Raw genomic sequence first — 18,190 nt, 5'->3', positions numbered from 1 at the left:
AGAACGATGGGGCTGATCCGAGCCGCGCTGGCGTCCAAGCCGGTCGCGTCGCTGACGTCGCCGCACTCGATCGACCACTACCTGGAGCACGTCCACCCCATGTGGACCGTCACGCAGGTGCGGGCGCGAGTGGTGGAGGTCGTCCGCGAGACCGGTGTCGCGAGCACGGTCGTGCTGCGCCCCAACGGCGCGTGGCGCGGCTTCCGCGCCGGCCAGCACGTCGAGTTCGGCGTCGAGGTCGAGGGCAAGCGCCGCGTGCGCGTCTTCTCGGTCTCCAGCTCCGAGAAGCGGGCCGGCCGCACGTTCAGCGTGTCGGTCAAGGCCCACCCGGACGGCTACGTGTCGCAGTACCTGCACCACGAGCTCAAGCCCGGCACCCTCGTGCACCTTTCGCAGGCGGACGGCGAGTTCGTCCTGCCCCGCACCCTGCCCGACCACGTGCTGCTGCTCAGCGGCGGCAGCGGCATCACCCCGGTGATGGCCATGCTGCGCACGCTGCGCGACGCCAAGCCCGGCACCCCGCGTCCGCAGGTCACCTTCCTGCACTACGCGCGCTCGCGCGAGGACGAGATGTTCACCGCCGAGCTCGACGCGCTCGTCGAGGAGGCCGGCCTGGGCCGCGTCGTCCGCGTCTACACGCGCGAGCCCGAGCCCGGCGCCGAGCTCACCGGACGCTTCACCGCCGAGCACCTCCAGCAGCTCGGCGTGGACCCCGCCACCACGCTCACGTACGCCTGCGGCCCGGCGGGCCTCATCGCGTCCGTCCGCGACGCGTACGAGGCAGCCGGCGCCGCCGACCAGCTGCGCGTCGAGTACTTCAAGGTGCCCAGCGTCGACCTCGACGCGGCCGACGCCACGGGCACCCTCACGTTCGAGGACAGCGCCGTGAGCGCCGACAACTCGGGCGCCACGATCCTGGAGCAGGCCGAGTCCGCCGGCCTGTCCCCCCGCTACGGATGCCGCATGGGCGTCTGCAACACCTGCGCCGTCAAGAAGAACCACGGCGCCGTCCGCCACGTCATCACCGGCGAAGTGGCCGCCAACACCGACGAGACCGTGAAGATCTGCGTCCAGGTCCCCGTCGGCGACGTCAGCATGGCCCTCTGAGAGGAACTGACCCGTGTCCCACTACCGCACCAAGCACGCGCCGATCGAGCCGCTGAGCGCCAGCAACCACAACAAGGCGCCGCAGCCGCTCGTCGGTCCCGACACCGACCGGCGCGCCACCATCGGCACCGACCTGATGAGCTACGAGCAGCTGGAGGAGTTCGGCCGCGAGCTGGACACCGTGCGCCAGCGCGTCCTGGACGACCTCGGCCAGGCCGACGCCGACTACATCCGGCGGGTCATCAAGCTGCGCAACGCCTTCGAGGTGCTGGGCCGCATCGGCCTGTTCATGCCGTTCTTCTGGCCGGCGTTCGTCGCCGGCATCCTGCTGCTCGGCGTGGCCAAGATCCTCGAGAACATGGAGATCGGCCACAACGTCATGCACGGCCAGTACGACTGGATGAACGACCCGCTGGTCAACGGCCAGAAGTACGAGTGGGACAACGTGGCCCCCGCGCAGGAGTGGAAGCACGGCCACAACTACATGCACCACACCTACACGAACATCCACGGCATGGACCGGGACATCGGCTACAACATGTTCCGCATCGACGCCGAGCAGCCGTGGTACCCGAGCCACCGGTTCAACCTGCCGCTCGCGTTCGTCCTCATGCTGCTGTTCGAGTGGGGCGTGATGTACCACGGCGTCGAGCTCGACGAGTACCTCGCCGGACGCATGGACAAGGCCGAGTTCCAGGGCCGCAAGAAGCGCGCGATGCGCAAGATCCGCCGCCAGCTGGTCAAGGACTACGTGGCCTTCCCGGTGCTGTCGCTCGCGCTCGTGCCGTTCACGTCCTGGTGGACCCCGGTGCTCGTCCTGGCCGGCACGTTCGTGGCCAACGTCATCCGCAACATCTGGACCTTCCTGATCATCTTCTGCGGCCACTTCCCGGCCGAGGTGGAGACGTTCAAGGAGGAGGAGGCGCAGAACGAGACGCGCGGCCAGTGGTACCTGCGCCAGCTGCTCGGCTCGGCCAACATCTCCGGCAGCAAGCCGTTCCACGTCCTCACCGGCAACCTGAGCTACCAGATCGAGCACCACCTGTTCCCCGACATCCCGGCGCGCCGCTACGGCGACGTGTCCGCGGACGTGCACCGCCTGGTCGAGAAGTACGACCTGCGCTACAACACCGGCCGGCTGTCCAAGCAGCTGTGGAGCGTCGCCTCCCAGCTGCACCAGCTGAGCAAGAAGCCCGACGACCCGTACAAGATCGGCAACTCGCCGGAGTCGAAGGCGCTGCGCCGGGCCAAGCGCGAGGCGGAGGCCGAGCGTCGTGCCCAGGAGCAGGCGGCGGCACACTAGTCGCATGGGCCTGAGCCGTCACGAGATCACCAAGGACGTCCTGCAGCAGTACGTCGAGGCGGCGTTGAGCACGGCGGGCGGGGTCGCAGCGATCTGCTTCGACGCCGCCCGCCGCGTCACGTCCGAGCTGGGCGCGTTCGGCACGGAGGTGTTCGAGATCCGTGAGGCACGTCGCAGGGCGCACGAGGACGACACGACCAATCCGGACGGTCCGTAGCCTCGAACCAGGAGCATGACGCACTCCCCCACGCGGCCGCGCGTCGCGGTCGTCGGCTCCGGCATCTCCGGCCTCACCGCCGCGTACCTGCTGCGCCGCACGCACGACGTGACCGTCTTCGAGGCCGACGACCGGGCCGGCGGCCACGCGCACACCCACACCGTCGCCGACGGTGACCGCAGCCATCGCGTCGACTCGGGCTTCATCGTGCACAACGACCGCACGTACCCGCTGCTGCGCCGGTTGTTCGCCGAGCTGGACGTGCCGGTGCGCCCGACCGAGATGAGCATGAGCATCCGCTGCGACGGCTGCGGCCTGGAGTACGCCGGCGGACGCGGCCTCAAGGGCATCTTCGCCCAGAAGCGACGAGCCGCCGACCCGCGCTTCCTGCGCATGCTGCTGGACGTGAAGCGCTTCCAGCGGGCCGCCCTCGCGCTCCTGGAGACCCCGCAGCGCGACGCGGAGCCGCAGACGTACGGCGACTTCCTGCGCGAGCACGGCTTCGGCACCTACTTCGTCGACCACTACGCCATCCCGGTCGTGGCCTGCGTCTGGTCGTCGGGCCTCGGCACGGCGCTGGACTACCCCGCCCGCTACCTGTTCGAGTTCCTGAGCCACCACGGCTTCCTGTCGATCACCGGCTCGCCGCAGTGGTACACGGTCGAGGGCGGGTCGCGCACGTACGTGGACAAGGTCACCGCAGCCATCGGCGACGTCCGCGTCGGCTCGGCCGTCCGTCACCTCACGCGCAAGCCCGACGGCATCGAGCTGGTCGACGCGCACGACCGCCTGCACGTCGTCGACCAGGTCGTCGTCGCCACGCACGCCGACGACGCGCTGGCGATGCTCACGGACCCCTCGGACGCCGAGACCGCCGCCCTCGGCGCGTTCGGGTACTCGCGCAACGAGACGGTGCTGCACCGCGATCCCGCGCCCATGCCGCGCGCCCGGCAGGCGCAGGCGTCCTGGAACTACCGCACCGAGACCTGCGGGCACCGCGGTGCCGCGCCCGCCGTCACGTACGCGATGGACCGGCTCCAGGGGCTCGACGCCGACCGCCCGTTCCTGGTGACGCTCAACGACGTCGACCGCATCGACCCGGCCACGGTCGAGGCGCGGATGACGTACACCCACCCCGTCTACACCGTCGAGGCCGTCGCCGCGCAGCAGCAGGTGCGCGACCTGTTCACCGACCGCACCGCCTTCGCCGGCGCCCACCTCGGGTGGGGGTTCCACGAGGACGGCTGCCGCTCCGGCGTCGAGGCGGCCCGCGCGCTCGGCGCCGACTGGGACGCCCCGTGACCGCGACCGAGCTTCCGCCGCTGCCCGCCCTCGTGGACGGCTGGGTGTCGCACACCCGGCGCACCCCGATGACGCGCCGCTTCCGGCATCGCGTCTACCAGTGGCTCGTCGACGTCGACGACCTGCCGCGCCTGGCCTGGCCGCTGCGGGCGTTCTCGACCTTCCGGTCCGAGGACCACCTCGGCGACCCGGACGCCTCCCTCGGCGACAACGTCCGCCGGTTCTGCGCGTTGCGCGGGATCGACCTGACCGGCCACCGCATCGTCATGCTGGCGAACGCCCGCGTGCTGGGCCACGTCTTCGACCCGTTGAGCGTGTTCTGGGCGTTCGCCCCGGACGGGAGCCTGACCTGCCTGGTCGCCGAGGTGCACAACACCTACGGCGAGCGCCACGCGTACGTCCTGCGTCCGGACGAGCAGGGCCGCGACCGGGTCGACAAGGAGCTCTACGTCTCGCCGTTCTTCACCGTCGAGGGCGGCTACGACCTGCAGTTCCGCGTCCGCCCCGACGTGGTCTCCGCCGCGATCGTGCTGCGCCAGGGCGCCGAGGCGTCCTTCAGCGCGACGTTCCGCGGCGTCCCGGAGCGGATGACGCCGTGGCGGCTCGCCCGCCTGGCGCTGCTGCGACCGCTCATGACCCAGCGCACCAGCGCGCTCATCCGCTTCCACGGCGTCCGGCTCTGGCTGCGCCGTCTCCCGATCGTCCCCCGCACCCCGCACACCCCCCAGGAAGGGATCCGATGACCGAGCAGCTGACCACCACGCGCTGGCCCGACCTCTTCCACGAGCCTCGTACCCCGCTCCGCGCTCGGGCGGCAAGGGCGATCCTGCGGACGACCGTGAGCCGCGTGCCCGTGCGCGTCACCTTCCCCGACGGCACCAGCTGGGGCGCCGGCGGACCGGACTCCCCCGAGCTGCAGGTCGTGCGCCCGGCGTCGTTCTTCGCCCGGCTCGGCCGCGACACGAAGATCGGCCTGGGCGAGGCGTACATGGCCGGCGACTGGCGCGCCGCCCCCGGCACCGACCTGGCCGAGCTGCTCGCGCCGTTCGCCGAGCGGCTCACCGCCCTCGTGCCCGCTCCCCTGCTGCGGCTGCGCAAGCTCGTGGACGTCCGGCTCCCGCACGCCGAGCGCAACAGCGTCGAGGGCTCACGGTCGAACATCGAGCGCCACTACGACCTGTCCAACGAGCTGTTCATGCTCTTCCTGGACCCGACGATGTCCTACTCGTCGGCCGACTTCGACGGGACCGAGCCGCGGGTGTTCGACGACCTCGAGCCCGCCCAGGTGCGCAAGATCGACGCCATCCTGGACGCCGCACGGGTCGGCGAGGGCTCGCGCGTCCTGGAGATCGGCACCGGCTGGGGCGCGCTGGCCATCCGCGCGGCTCGCCGCGGCGCCCAGGTCACGAGCATCACCATCTCCACCGAGCAGGCCGAGCTGGCCCGCGAGCGCGTCGCCCTCGCCGAGGTCGACGACCGCGTGGAGATCCGCCTGCAGGACTACCGCGAGGTCGACGGCGAGTACGACGCCGTCGTCAGCGTCGAGATGATCGAGGCGGTCGGCGAGGAGTTCTGGCCCACCTACTTCGCCACGATCGACCGCGTCCTCGCGCCCGGCGGCACCGTGGCGATCCAGGCCATCACCATGGCGCACGACCGCTACCTCGCGACGCGGCACTCGTACGGGTGGATCCAGAAGTACGTCTTCCCCGGCGGCCTCATCCCGTCCGAACGGGCCGTCGACGACGTGCTGCGGGCGCACACCGCCCTGCGGGTCACCCGGCGGCGTCCGCTGGGCACCGACTACGCCCGCACCCTGCGGCTGTGGCGCGAGCGCTTCATCGGCCACGCGGACGAGGTGCGCGCGGCCGGCTTCGACGAGACGTTCCGCCGCATGTGGGAGCTGTACCTCGCCTACTGCGAGGCCGGGTTCGCCGTCGGCTACCTGGACGTCGTGCAGCTGCGCATGGAGCGTCCGGCCTAGCCGAAGCGCGGCACCCGCCGCTCGCCCGGTCGCGGCCACGGGTTGAACTCGCACCCGCCGAGACCCTTGGACTGCTGCATCATCACCGGCGCCGGCCCGCCTCTGCGGGGGCAGGACCGGTGGCCGTGGCCCAGCCAGTGCCCGGTCTCGTGGTTCACCACCATGTGCCGGTAGTCGCGCAGCGAGCCGCCGCTGCGCCGCCAGGCCGGGCTGGCGTACAGCCACCGGGTCTGGTTGATGACCACGTGGCGTCCGGCGCGGCAGCTCCACTGCCGGCTGCAGACGGACGAGAACGACGGCAGCGTCCGCGACGCGGCCAGGTAGAGGGTGAAGTCGCCGCCCCGCTTGACCCGGCGGAACACCGTGCCGGACGTCCGCCAGCCGCGGGCGTCGTCGAACGTCTGCTGGGCCAGCCGCTTGAACTCGCGCAGGTCGGCCTTGATGCGTCCCTTGGTGCGGACGCTGTAGGTGACCACCCGGCGGGCGGGCACCATGTGCTGCACGGTGCGCGTGGGGGCGGTCGTCACGGACGTCGAGCGGTGGCCGGCCCGCGAGCCCGTCACGCGCACCGCGAGCCGGCGGCCGACGTCCTGGGGCTTCACCCGGTAGCGGGTCGCCTGGGCACCGCCGATGGGCCGCCCGTCGCGCAGCCACCGGTACGAGAGCCGCGCGCCCTCGGTCCAGCGTCCCGGTCGCACGGCGAGCGTGCGCCCGTAGGCGGCCGTGCCGGCCACCGTGGGAGCGGCCAGGTTGCGGACGGCCGGGGTGGGCTCGGCCTCCTCGGCGAGCGCGGGTGTCTGCGGCGCCGCGAGCGCACCGACGACCAGCAGGGCGACGAGGAAGGATCGCATGATCCAGTGTCGCCCCGGAGGGCCGGCTTGTCAGTCCCCCCAGAAGACGCGCTCGACGACCTGACGCGCCTGGCGCGTCGTGCGCAGGTAGTCGTCGACCATCACCTCGCCGCCGTCGAGCCCGTACCCGAGCAGGTGGGCGACGCCGGCCCGCTCGGCCGACTGCTCGACCATCGACTCGGCCGGGCGCGAGCGCAGCAGCACCACGGCGTTGCGGACGCGGCTGACCATGCGCCAGGCGGCCTCCAGCGACTCGGCGTCCGCCTCGTCGAGCAGGCCCGCCCCGGCGGCCGCGTGCAGGGCCGGGATGGTCCGGGTGGTGCGGAGCCCCCCGATCTCGTGCGCGTGCTGCATCTGCAGCAGCTGGACGGTCCACTCGACGTCGGCGAGGCCGCCGCGGCCGAGCTTGAGGTGCGTGGTCGGGCTGGCGCCGCGCGGGAGCCGCTCGGCGTCCACCCGCGCCTTGATGCGCCGGATCTCGCGCACCTCGGCCTCGCTCGTGCCGCCCTCGGGCCAGCGCAGCGGGTCGATGAGCGCGCGGAAGCGCCCGCACAGGCCCTCGTCGCCGACGACCGGGTCGGCCCGCAGCAGGGCCTGGGCCTCCCACACCGCCGACCACTTGTCGTAGTAGGCGGCGAAGGCCGACAGGCTGCGCACGAGCGGGCCGTTGCGCCCCTCGGGCCGCAGGTCGGCGTCGACCTCGAGCGCCGGGTCGACCCCGGCCGCACCGAGCGCGTTGCGCAGCCGCTGGGCGACGGCGGTGGCGGCCGACTGGGCCTGCTGCGCGTCCGCGCCCTCGAGCGGCTCGTGGACGAACATGACGTCGGCGTCGGAGCCGTAGGCCGACTCGTGGCCGCCGAGGCGTCCCATCAGCACCACGGCCATGCGGGTGCCGAGCTCACCGCGCTCGTCCTCGACGGACGCGATGGCGGCCTGCAGCGCCGCCTCGAGCGTGGCGGTGGTGAGGTCGCTCAGCGCCTCCCCCACCTCGGTGATGTCGAGCCGGCCGAGCACGTCGGCCATGCCGATGCGGGTCAGCTCGCGGCGGCGCACGCGGCGCACGGCCTTGAACGCCGCGTCCCCGCCTCGGTGGCGGGCCGCGGCCAGCACCATCTCGTGCGTGAGCCGCTCCCGGCTGCGCGGCACGAGCTCGTGGTCGTCGCCCAGGAGCGCGACGGTGTCCGGGCCGCGCACGATGAGGTCGCCGACGTACGAGCTGGACGACACGAGCCGGGCCAGCTGCTCGGCGCCGGTGCCCTCGTCGCGCAGCTTGCGCAGGTACCAGTGGCTCTCGCCGAGCTGCTCGGACACCCGGCGGAAGGTCAGCAGCCCGCGGTCGGGGTCGGGCGACTCGGCGAACCACTCGAGCATGGCGGGCAGCAGCGAGCGCTGGATGGCCGAGCGCCGCGAGACGCCGGACGTGAGCGCCTGGATGTGGCCCAGGGCGCCGGCCGGGTCGACGAAGCCGAGCGCCTCGAGCCGCTCGCGGGCGGCCTCGGTGGTCAGGCGCAGGCTGTCGGTCGGCAGCGCCGCGACGGCCTCCAGCAGCGGCCGGTAGAACAGCTTCTCGTGCAGCCGGCGCACCTGGCGGCGCTGGGCCTGCCACTCGCGCGTGAGGTTCGCGACCGGGTCCTGGCGGAACCCCATGCTGCGACCGAGCCGGCGCAGGTCGTCCTCGTCCTCGGGCACGACGTGGGTGCGCTGCAGCTTGTGCAGCTGGATGCGGTGCTCGAGCGTGCGCAGGAACTCGTACGCCTCCTCCATCGCCGCGCCGTCGCGGCGTCCGACGTACCCGCCGTCGATGAGCGCCTGCAGCGCGGTGAGCGTGGTGGGGCTGCGCAGCGACTCGTCGAGGCGACCGTGCACGAGCTGCAGCAGCTGCACGGCGAACTCGACGTCGCGCAGGCCGCCGGCACCGAGCTTGAGCTGGCGGTCGCGGTGCGCGGCGGGGATGTGCTCGACGACGCGACGGCGCATGGCCCGGGTGTCGGCCACGAAGTTCGGACGCGTGCTGGCCCGCCACACGAGCGGGCGGACGACGTCGAGGTACTCCTGCGTGAGCTCCGCGTCGCCGGCGGCGTACCGCGCCTTCATGAGGGCCTGGAACTCCCAGGTCGTGGCCCAGCGGTCGTAGTAGGCGGCGTGGCTGGCGACGGTGCGCACGAGCGGGCCCTGGTTGCCCTCGGGGCGCAGCTCGGCGTCGACCTCCCAGATGGTGCCCTCGGCGGTCAGGTCGCCGCACAGCCGCATGACGGTGGAGGCCAGCTTCGTGCCCGCGGTGAGGGCCGCGGACTGGTCGGCGCCCTCGGCCGGCTCGGCGACGAAGATGACGTCCACGTCGCTGACGTAGTTGAGCTCGTGCCCGCCGGTCTTGCCCAGCGCGACGATCGCGAGCCGGCAGGAGTCGGCCCCCGTCACCTCGGTGCGGGCGATCTCCAGCGCGGCGCCGAGCGTCGCCACGGCGAGGTCGGACAGCTCGGCCGACGACTGGGCGAACGTGGTGAGCCCGTTGAGGTCGCGGGCGACGACGTGGAGCAGCTTGCGGTGGTAGGCGACGCGCAGCTCGTCGGCCGTGGTGGCCCCGGCCATCTGGCGACGGTGCTCGTCCTCGCTCATCGGCTCGGTCAGCAGCTGGCCGTCGCCCAGGTCGGTGACGAGCTCGGGGTGCCGGGCCAGGAAGTCGCCGAGCGCGGCGCTGGTGCCCAGCACGACCAGCAGGCGCTGGCGCAGCACCTCGTCGGACTCGAGCGCCTCCAGCAGCCGGTCGCGGCCCCACGCCTCGCCGATGCGCGCGAGCGAGGCGAGGGCGCCGTCGGGGTCGGCGACGGCCGCCACGGCGTCCACGAGCGTCTCGGGGACCGGGGCGAGCTCGGCCAGCCGGGCCACCGCCTCGTCCGGGGAGCGGAAGCCCTTGCGGGCGAGGGACTCGACGCGGGCCTGGGTCACCACGGACCGCACCCTACCGAGCGGACGGAGGCGGGCCGGGCGACGTCCGGCGGGCAGGATCCGTTCACATCAACGGCATCATGCGGTCGAGCTCGAACTGGGTGACCTGCGCGCGGTAGGCCTCCCACTCGACCCGCTTGTTGCGCAGGAAGAAGTCGAAGACGTGCTCGCCGAGCGTCTCGGCCACCAGCTCGCTGGACTCCATGAGCCGGATGGCCTCGTCCAGGTTGCCCGGGAGCGGGTCGATGCCCATCGCCTTGCGCTCGTAGTCGTTCAGGCCCCAGACGTCGTCCTCGGCCTCGGGCGGCAGCTCGTACTTCTCCTCGACGCCCTTGAGGCCCGCGGCCAGGATGAGCGCGAAGGCGAGGTAGGGGTTGCAGGCCGAGTCGATGCCGCGGTGCTCGATGCGGGCCGAGCCGCTCTTGTGCGGCTTGTACATCGGCACGCGGACGAGCGCCGAGCGGTTGTTGTGGCCCCACGACACGTAGTTCGGGGCCTCACCGCCGCCGGCCAGGCGCTTGTAGGAGTTGATCCACTGGTTGGTGACCGCGGTGATCTCGGGCGTGTGACGCAGGACGCCGGCGATGAACGAGCGTCCGGTCTGCGACAGCTGGTACTCCGCGCCGGCCTCGTAGAAGGCGTTCTCGTCGCCCTCGAACAGCGACACGTGCGTGTGCATGCCCGAGCCGGGGTGCTCGGTGAACGGCTTGGGCATGAACGTGGCCCACTTGCTCTGGCTCAGCGCCACCTCCCGCACGACGGTGCGGAAGGTCATGATGTTGTCGGCCATCGAGAGCGCGTCGGCGTAGCGCAGGTCGATCTCCTGCTGGCCCGGGCCGCCCTCGTGGTGGCTGAACTCCACCGAGATGCCCATGTGCTCGAGCATCCCGATGACCTCGCGGCGGAAGTCCTGGCTGGCGCCCTGGGCGGTGTGGTCGAAGTAGCCGCTGTCGTCCACCGGCACCGGCACCTGGCCCGTGGCCGGCTTGTCCTTGAACAGGTAGAACTCGACCTCGGGGTGCGTGTAGAAGGTGAAGCCGGCGTCGGCGGCCTTCTGCAGCGTCCGCTTCAGCACGAAGCGCGGGTCGGCGTACGCCGGGCTCCCGTCGGGCATGTGGATGTCGCAGAACATGCGCGCCGTCGCCGGGGTCTCGCCGCGCCACGGCAGCAGCTGGAACGTCGCCGGGTCGGGCTTGAGCACCATGTCGGCCTCGTGCACCCGGGCGAAGCCCTCGATCGCCGAGCCGTCGAACCCGATGCCCTCGTCGAAGGCGCCCTCGAGCTCGGCCGGGGCGATCGCGACCGACTTCAGCGAGCCCAGCACGTCGGTGAACCACAGGCGGACGAAGCGCACGTCGCGCTCCTCGATCGCGCGCAGCACGAAGTCCTCTTGCTTACCCATGGGGCCAGTCTCTACGGGACGTGTTACCGGGATGTTTCGGGGGTGCCTCGGCGCCGTGGACGACCGCGAGCGACGTGCCGCGTCAGGCGCCCCGTGCCACGGTGGCGGGATGCACACGGCACGCAGATGGCTCCTGGACCGGTGGACCGAGCATCCCCGGATCGCTCTCGCGCTGCGGGCCGCCGTGGCGTCCGCGATCGCGTGGACCCTCGTGCGCTTCGTCCCCGGGTCCCAGGACTACCCGTACTACGCGCCGTTCGGCGCCATCATCGCCACGACCTCGACCCTGGCCGGCTCCGTGCGCGAGTCGCTGCAGGCGGTCGGCGCGATCGTCGTGGGTGGCGTCGTCGCGTGGCTCGTGGGCGCCGCGACGGGCGACGACCTGGCGGCCGTCACCCTGGCGGTCGTCGTCGCCCTGTCGGTGAGCGTGGCCGGGTGGCGTCCGCTGGGCGCCATGGGCGGCTGGGCACCGACGGCGGCGGTCTTCACGCTGATCATCGGTCACGGCGATGCGCAGTTCATCGGTGCCTACGGCGGCCTCACCCTGTTCGGCGCCCTCGTCGGCATCGTGGTCAACATGGTCGCCCCTCCCCTGCCGCTGGCGCCCGCCCGCGCGGCCGTGAGCCGGGCTCGATCGGTGCTCGCCGAGCAGCTGCACGAGATCGCCGACCTGCTCGTGACCCACGAGCTCCCCCCGATCGACGAGTGGGACCAGCAGCACTCCGACCTGCGGCGTGCGCGCACCGAGATGAGCGACGCCGTCTCCCGCGTGCACGAGTCGCTCACCGCCAACGCGCGCGCCCGGCGGCACCGCACCGCCCTCACGACCCTGTCCGCGGAGGCCGACGGCCTCGACCGCATCTCGTTCCTCATGGCCGACGTCAGCGACCTGCTGCTGCGACCGCACGGCGTGCCGGGCGACCCCGCCGCGCAGACGACCCTCAGCGACGACGTCCGCGAGCCGCTGGCCGTCGCGATGCACCGGGTGGCCGACGCGCTCGAGGCCTACGGCGAGGGCGGCGAGGTGGACCCGCGGCTGGAGGCGGCCGACGCCCAGCTCGCCACCCTGCTCGAGGCGCGTGTGCACGAGACCCACCAGCAGCTGCTGGTCGACAGCGTCGTGCTGTCCCTGCGCCGCGCGATCGACACCTTCACCTGACCGGTCGGCCCTCGGCCGCGCACGGCGGGCGGACGTCCGCGGTGCGCCACTACGCTGGCCGGGTGCCGCAGCTGAGAATCGCCCTGGCCCAGGTGGACGCCGTCGTCGGCGACCTGGAGGGCAACGCGAAGATCGTCCTGGACCGCTGCCGCGAGGCCGCCGCCGAGGGCGCCCACCTCGTCGTCTTCCCCGAGATGATGCTCACCGGCTACCCGATCGAGGACCTCGCGATGCGCGCCTCGGTCATCCAGGCCTCCCGCGAGCTCGTCGAGGCGCTGGCCGGCGACCTGCAGGCGCGAGGCCTGGGCGACCTCGTCGTCTACGTCGGGTACCTCGACCGCGCCGACGGCGTCGCCGACGGGCCAGGCGTGCCCAAGAACGCGCCGACCAACTCCGTGGCCGTCCTGCACGGCGGACGCGTCGTCGCCCGGCAGGCCAAGCACCACCTGTGGAACTACGGCGTCGGCGACGAGATGCGCACCTTCGTGGCCGGGCACACGATCAACGTCGTCCAGGTGCACGGCGTCGACGTCGCGCTCGCCATCTGCGAGGACATCTGGCAGGAGGGCCCGTCGGCCGCCGCGCGCGCCGCCGAGGCGTCGCTGCTGGTCGTCCCGAACGGGTCGCCGTACGAGGCCAACAAGGACGATGTCCGCTACGACCTGGTCTCGCGCCGCGCCCGCGAGGGCGACTGCACCGTCGCCTACGTCAACACCGTGGGCGGCCAGGACGAGCTGGTCTTCGAGGGCGACTCGATCGTCGTCGGCCCCGAGGGCGACGTGCTGGCCCGCGGCGCGCAGTTCGCCGAGGAGCTGCTGGTCGTCGACCTCGACCTGCCCGCGGCCACGCCGCGCATGCCCGACCCCGAGGAGTCGTTCGGCGGCCTGCGCATCCAGCGCACCATCGTCTCGTCCGACCCGCAGCCCGCCTACGAGCCGCGTCCCGCCGAGGTCCGCGAGCGCCTGGACGACCTGGGCGAGCGCTACTTCGCGCTGGTCACGGGCCTGCGCGGCTACGTGGAGAAGAACGGCTTCCGCTCGGTGCTGATGGGCCTGTCGGGCGGCATCGACTCCACGCTGTGCGGCGCCATCGCGGTGGACGCCCTCGGGGCCGACCGAGTCTTCGGCGTCTCCAACCCCAGTGCCTGGTCGACCGAGCACTCCAAGTCCGACGCCGCCGAGCTCGCCCGCCGCACCGGCCTGCGGCTCGACACCGTCCCGATCGCCTCGATCCTGGACTCCTACGAGGAGCTGCTCGAGCTGGAAGGGCTGGCCGAGGAGAACCTGCAGGCCCGCATCCGCGCCAACATCTGGATGGCCCTGTCCAACCGCGACGGCCACCTGGTGCTCGCCTGCGGCAACAAGTCCGAGCTGGCCACCGGTTACTCGACGATCTACGGCGACGCCGTGGGCGGGTACGCGCCGCTCAAGGACGTCCCCAAGACGATCGTGTGGGAGCTGTCGCGGTGGCGCAACGCCCACGCCGAGGCGCAGGGCCAGGAGCCGCCGATCCCCGAGCACGCGATCGCCAAGCCCCCGTCGGCCGAGCTGCGTCCCGGCCAGCTCGACTCGGACTCGCTGCCGCCGTACGAGGTGCTCGACGCGATCCTGGACGCCTACGTCGAGCGTGACCTCGGCTACGACGACGTGCTCGCCGAGGGCTTCGACCCCGAGGTGGTCAAGCGCGTCGTGACGCTGGTCGACCGGGCCGAGTACAAGCGCCGCCAGTACCCGCCGGGACCCAAGATCTCGCGCCGCAACTTCGGCCGCGACCGCCGCGTCCCGATCACCAACCGCTGGCGCGAGCACGCCTGAACCAGCCCGACGGTGTGAGCGACGCCTCGGGTCGCACCCCGTGCGGGGTGTGCCAGGCTGGGGCCGATCCGTGGACCCGTCCGGGCCGCGAGAGACGCAAGGAGCACATCATGAACGACATCCACGCCGAGGAGCCCGCGCCCTACGGCGGCCCCGCGACCAGCGACCCCAGCGTCCGCAAGGTGCGCACCCACCACCTGCGCCAGTGGAAGCAGCAGGGTCAGCGCTTCGCGATGCTGACCGCGTACGACCAGTACACGGCGCAGGTCTTCGACGAGGCCGGCATCCCGGTCATGCTCGTCGGCGACTCCGCCTCCAACAACGTCTTCGGCAACGAGACCTCGCTGCCGGTCACCGTCGACGAGCTCATCCCGCTCGTCCGCGCCGTGACCCGCTCGGCCCGCCGCGCCCTCGTGGTCGCCGACCTGCCGTTCGGCTCCTACCAGGGCTCGCCTCAGCAGGCGTTCGAGACCGCCGCGCGCTTCATGAAGGAGGCCAACGCCCACGCAATCAAGCTCGAGGGCGGCCTGCCGATGGTGCCGCAGGTCCAGCTGCTCACCGACGCCGGCGTGCCGGTCATGGCGCACATCGGCTTCACCCCGCAGGCCGAGCACAACCTGGGCGGCTACCGGGTCCAGGGGCGCGGCGACGCCGCCCAGCGGCTGATCGAGGAGGCGAAGGCGTTCCAGGACGCGGGCGCGTTCAGCATCGTCATGGAGATGGTGCCGGCGCCGGTCGCCGCGCAGGTCACCGAGGCGCTCGACATCCCCACGATCGGGATCGGCGCGGGCGCCGGCTGCGACGGCCAGGTGCTCGTGTGGCAGGACATGATGGGCCTGCGCACCGGCCGCGCGCCGCGCTTCGTCAAGAAGTACGCCGACCTGCACGGCGTCATGCTCGCCGCCGCCCAGGAGTACGCGGCCGACGTCGCCGCCGGGACGTTCCCGGCGGCGGAGCACTCGTTCGAGTCCTGAGCGCTCAGTCGTCCTTCCACTTGGGGTCCTCGTCCCACGCCTTCGTCCGCTCCTCGGCGGACTCCAGGGCGTGGGACGCGGCCTCGCGGGTGTCGTAGGGGCCGAGCCGGTCGGCCGCCTTGCAGCCGTCCTTGCCCTCGACCGTGTGGTGCTTGAGGCAGAAGTAGAAGGGGCCGGAGTCGCTCATGGCGCCATCCTGCCCGAGGCCGAGGGCGGACGCTCCTCGATAGGCTCGGGCGGTGAGCCTCCTCGTCCCCGGCACCGTCTCCGGACCCCTTCCCGTGCCCGAGTCCATCGAGCGTCCCGAGTACGTCGGCCAGCCGGCGCCGCTGCCCTACCGCGGCCCGCTGGTGCGTGACGCCGGCACGATCGAGCGGATGCGCGTGGCCGGACGGCTGGCCGCCCAAGCCCTGGACGCCGTCGAGGCGGCCATCGCGCCGGGCGTGACCACGGACGAGCTCGACCGCGTGGGCCACGCCTTCCTCTGCGACCACGGCGCCTACCCGTCGACCCTGGGCTACCGCGAGTACCCCAAGAGCCTGTGCAGCAGCGTCAACGAGGTCATCTGTCACGGCATCCCCGACGACCGTCCGCTCGAGGACGGCGACATCGTCAACATCGACATCACCGCGTACGTCGGCGGCGTCCACGGCGACACCAACAAGACGTACCTGGTCGGCGACGTCGACGAGGAGTCGCGCCTGCTGGTGGAGCGCACCCACGAGGCCACGATGCGCGCCATCAAGGCGGTGCGGCCCGGCCGGCAGGTCAACGTGATCGGCCGCGTCATCGAGTCGTACGCCAAGCGGTTCGGCTACGGCGTGGTGCGCGACTTCACCGGGCACGGGGTCGGCCCGGCGTTCCACGACGGGCTGGTGATCCACCACTACGACGAGCCGAGCGCCGACACGATCATCCAGGCCGGCATGACGTTCACCATCGAGCCGATGCTCACGCTCGGCGGTATCGACTGGGACCTGTGGGACGACGGCTGGACGGCCGTCACGCGCGACCGCTCGCGCACCGCGCAGTTCGAGCACACGCTCCTGGTGACCGAGGACGGCGCGGAGATCCTGACGCTCCCCTAGGAGCGGCCAGCCCCCTCGCGGAGCACCGAGAGGATGTAGGCGGCGACCAGGCCGACGGCCACGCCGATGACGATGGCGGCGACCGGGCGGTGGACCATGGCCCCGACGATGGCGCCGACGATCAGTCCGAGCCCGGCGCCGATGGCGTACCGGTAGGGCGCGGGCGGCTCCGGCTCCAGCTCGCGGCCCATGTCAGGCGCTGATGGCCCAGGGGCCCTCGGGGGCCGTGAGGTCGATCGTGCCGCGCGAGCCGAGCACCTGGACGGCCTCGGGGTCGGCGGCGGTCACCATGGCGCGGACCCGGCGCATGGCCGGCCACGTGCGCGCGCAGTGGACGGCGACGAGGTGATCGTGGCCGGAGCGCAGCGACAGGGCGACGAGCCCGTCGTCGTCGCTGCGCTCCAGCGCCCGGACGACCCTGGCCTGCGCCTGCGCGTCCGGCACGGCGTACAGCAGCGTCTCTCGCGGCCCCCCGATCGACGGGTGACGCTGCGCAGGGTGCACGAATCCGCGGTCTGCAGGCTGGGTGAGATCGTCCATGGTGACCTCTAGAACGACGAACTTGTGCAGAGGTTACGCACCGGCGCTGTTGCGCAGGTCACGCTGCGCGGTGCCCGCCGCTCCGCCGCCGCCGCGCTTCACCGTGTACATCGCCGCGTCGGCCGCCCGGACGAGGTCGGTCGCCGACTGGCCGGGGACGTGCTGCGCGACACCGACGCTCACCGAGGGCTCGAGCCGCTGACCCTCCGCGTGCACCGGCTGACCCGCGGCCTGCACGAGGCGGGACGCCAGGGCGTGCGCGGTCCCCAGGCTCGCGCCGGGCAGCACCACGACCATCTCGTCGCCGCCGTAGCGTCCGACGCAGCCGGCGTCGCCGACGACGTCCAGCAGGCGCCCCGCCACCGCGGCGAGCATCGCGTCGCCGGCGAGGTGGCCGTGCTGGTCGTTGACCTGCTTGAAGCGGTCGAGGTCGACGACGGCGACCGAGAGCGCCTCGCCGCTGCGGGTGGCGTGCCGGGCGAACGAGCGCAGCACGGCCTCCAGCGTCGCCCGGGTGAGCGCGCCGGTGACCGTGTCACGCGACGCTCCGCCGGCGCCGGTGACGCCCTCGGCGTACCAGAGCGTGAGGATCGTCCCGTCCAGCCCGGCGGCCCGGGGCGGCCGGTAGGACGCGGTGCGGGCCTGCGCGACGACGGCCCGGGTGCCGGTGCCGAGCACGAGGACGCCGTCGCTGCCGGGCGTGCCCAGGTCGACGTCGGGCCCGAGCGCCTCGGCGACCGAGTCACCGGGACGCGGCTCGCGTCCGGTGGCCGCACCGACCAGGCGCAGCGCCGAGCGGGTCGCCTCGACGAGGCGTCCGTGATGGTCGAAGGCGAACGCGTGGACCTCGAGGGCACCGAGCGGGCTCACCACCGGCGCGGGGACGCGGTCGTTGTAGCGGACCACGACGACGAGCCGGTAGATCAGCACGAGCGCGGCCGTGGCGACGAGGTGGACGCCGGGCACCTGCACCATCTGGACGCCCAGCAGGCCGACCATGAGCAGCATCAGCAGGAGCAGCGGCCGCCGGGTCGCGTCGTGGTGCTGGCGGCGCTCGGCCATGGCGACGATCGCCAGGCCGATGAGCGTGGCGCAGTACGCGGCCTGGACGATCCACACCGCGACGAACGCGCCGTCGTCGGTGAACTGCGCGACGTCCCGGCGCGGCCACAGGAACGAGACGAGCACGGCCGGGTAGGCCACGAACAAGCCGAGGACCGGGTTCGGGATGGGCCAGCGAGCGACGACGCCGCGGCGGGCGATGACGTAGAAGCACTGGGCGGCGACGGCGATGACCGGGAGCCAGAGGGTGTCGCTCACTCCGGTCGGGTCGATGTCCTCGTCCGCGAGCGGGACGATCACGTCCCAGGCGGCGACGGCCACGCCGGCGACCGCCAGCAGGCCCGTGCCGAACACGTCGCGGCGGCGCAGCGCGAGCACGGCGACGCCCAGCGCGACGACCGCCGCGAGGAACGATGCTGTGGCCACGAAACGCACGACTCC

Annotated in this window: 17 protein-coding genes; 10 read left to right on the top strand and 7 right to left on the bottom strand. The window is 72.7% G+C overall.

The features are described 5' to 3' along the window. Positions 1–6: 6 nt before the first annotated feature. The 6 genes from E0W78_RS04340 to E0W78_RS04315 are packed head-to-tail and all read left to right on the top strand — an operon-like array spanning position 7 to position 5,913. Entirely contained in the window at positions 7–1,107 is a 1,101-nt protein-coding gene (locus E0W78_RS04340) for an FAD-binding oxidoreductase (RefSeq protein ID WP_131402638.1), read from the top strand. A 13-nt stretch (positions 1,108–1,120) separates the two neighbouring features. Then, entirely contained in the window at positions 1,121–2,410 is a 1,290-nt protein-coding gene (locus E0W78_RS04335; RefSeq protein WP_242686223.1) for a fatty acid desaturase, read from the top strand. A 4-nt stretch (positions 2,411–2,414) separates the two neighbouring features. Then, complete coding sequence (locus E0W78_RS04330) at positions 2,415–2,627, top strand: hypothetical protein (protein WP_131402637.1); 213 nt, start codon at positions 2,415–2,417, stop codon at positions 2,625–2,627. Between the two features lie 15 nt (positions 2,628–2,642). After that, on the top strand, positions 2,643–3,929 hold the full coding sequence (locus E0W78_RS04325; protein ID WP_131402636.1) for an FAD-dependent oxidoreductase: 1,287 nt from the start codon (positions 2,643–2,645) through the stop codon (positions 3,927–3,929). Then, entirely contained in the window at positions 3,926–4,672 is a 747-nt protein-coding gene (locus E0W78_RS04320; RefSeq protein WP_242686222.1) for a DUF1365 domain-containing protein, read from the top strand. Before E0W78_RS04325 ends, E0W78_RS04320 begins: the two co-directional genes overlap by 4 nt. Further along, positions 4,669–5,913 carry a cyclopropane-fatty-acyl-phospholipid synthase family protein gene (locus E0W78_RS04315; protein ID WP_131402635.1) on the top strand — a complete coding sequence of 415 codons (1,245 nt, stop codon included), beginning with the start codon at positions 4,669–4,671 and terminating at the stop codon, positions 5,911–5,913. Before E0W78_RS04320 ends, E0W78_RS04315 begins: the two co-directional genes overlap by 4 nt. Here E0W78_RS04315 and E0W78_RS04310 read toward each other — a convergent pair. The 3 genes from E0W78_RS04310 to glnA form a co-directional block, all read right to left on the bottom strand. Then, complete coding sequence (locus tag E0W78_RS04310; RefSeq protein ID WP_131402634.1) at positions 5,910–6,764, bottom strand: DUF3152 domain-containing protein; 855 nt, start codon at positions 6,762–6,764, stop codon at positions 5,910–5,912. The genes E0W78_RS04315 and E0W78_RS04310 overlap by 4 nt on opposite strands. A gap of 30 nt (positions 6,765–6,794) precedes the next feature. Then, complete coding sequence (locus E0W78_RS04305; protein WP_207392632.1) at positions 6,795–9,713, bottom strand: bifunctional [glutamine synthetase] adenylyltransferase/[glutamine synthetase]-adenylyl-L-tyrosine phosphorylase; 2,919 nt, start codon at positions 9,711–9,713, stop codon at positions 6,795–6,797. Positions 9,714–9,774: 61 nt separating this feature from the next. Then, positions 9,775–11,112, bottom strand: a complete 1,338-nt coding sequence (gene glnA, locus E0W78_RS04300; protein WP_131402632.1) for a type I glutamate--ammonia ligase — start codon at positions 11,110–11,112, stop codon at positions 9,775–9,777. A 109-nt stretch (positions 11,113–11,221) separates the two neighbouring features. Here glnA and E0W78_RS04295 point away from each other — a divergent pair, with 109 nt between their 5' ends. The 3 genes from E0W78_RS04295 to panB all read left to right on the top strand — a co-directional run bounded on the left by E0W78_RS04295 (position 11,222) and on the right by panB (position 15,059). Next, entirely contained in the window at positions 11,222–12,271 is a 1,050-nt protein-coding gene (locus tag E0W78_RS04295; RefSeq protein WP_131402631.1) for a hypothetical protein, read from the top strand. A gap of 62 nt (positions 12,272–12,333) precedes the next feature. Then, positions 12,334–14,085, top strand: coding sequence for an NAD+ synthase (locus tag E0W78_RS04290; RefSeq protein ID WP_131402630.1), 1,752 nt, complete (start codon positions 12,334–12,336; stop codon positions 14,083–14,085). Between the two features lie 110 nt (positions 14,086–14,195). Then, a complete protein-coding gene (gene panB, locus E0W78_RS04285) occupies positions 14,196–15,059 on the top strand; it encodes a 3-methyl-2-oxobutanoate hydroxymethyltransferase (RefSeq protein WP_131402629.1) in 864 nt (287 codons plus the stop codon). A gap of 4 nt (positions 15,060–15,063) precedes the next feature. On the opposite strand, the gene E0W78_RS04280 is transcribed toward panB, so the two are convergent. Further along, positions 15,064–15,246 (bottom strand): hypothetical protein, encoded by a 183-nt coding sequence (locus E0W78_RS04280; protein WP_131402628.1) that lies wholly within the window; start codon positions 15,244–15,246, stop codon positions 15,064–15,066. A gap of 52 nt (positions 15,247–15,298) precedes the next feature. On the opposite strand from E0W78_RS04280, the gene map reads away from it, so the two are divergent. Beyond that, entirely contained in the window at positions 15,299–16,147 is an 849-nt protein-coding gene (gene map, locus E0W78_RS04275; RefSeq protein WP_131402627.1) for a type I methionyl aminopeptidase, read from the top strand. Here map and E0W78_RS04270 read toward each other — a convergent pair. Genes E0W78_RS04270 through E0W78_RS04260 form a run of 3 tightly spaced genes read right to left on the bottom strand, consistent with a single transcriptional unit; the run spans position 16,144 to position 18,175 of the window. Next, complete coding sequence (locus E0W78_RS04270; RefSeq protein ID WP_131402626.1) at positions 16,144–16,338, bottom strand: hypothetical protein; 195 nt, start codon at positions 16,336–16,338, stop codon at positions 16,144–16,146. The two genes, map and E0W78_RS04270, sit on opposite strands and share 4 nt — an antisense overlap. Position 16,339: 1 nt before the next feature. Then, positions 16,340–16,687: a hypothetical protein gene (locus E0W78_RS04265; protein WP_131402625.1), complete on the bottom strand. Its 348-nt coding sequence runs from the start codon at positions 16,685–16,687 to the stop codon at positions 16,340–16,342. A gap of 33 nt (positions 16,688–16,720) precedes the next feature. Beyond that, positions 16,721–18,175 carry a GGDEF domain-containing protein gene (locus E0W78_RS04260; protein ID WP_131402624.1) on the bottom strand — a complete coding sequence of 485 codons (1,455 nt, stop codon included), beginning with the start codon at positions 18,173–18,175 and terminating at the stop codon, positions 16,721–16,723. Positions 18,176–18,190: the final 15 nt, after the last annotated feature.

This window comes from Aeromicrobium sp. IC_218, from assembly GCF_004336805.1.
Taxonomy (GTDB): Bacteria; Actinomycetota; Actinomycetes; order Propionibacteriales; family Nocardioidaceae; genus Aeromicrobium.
This window is presented reverse-complemented; position numbering and strand designations above follow the sequence as displayed.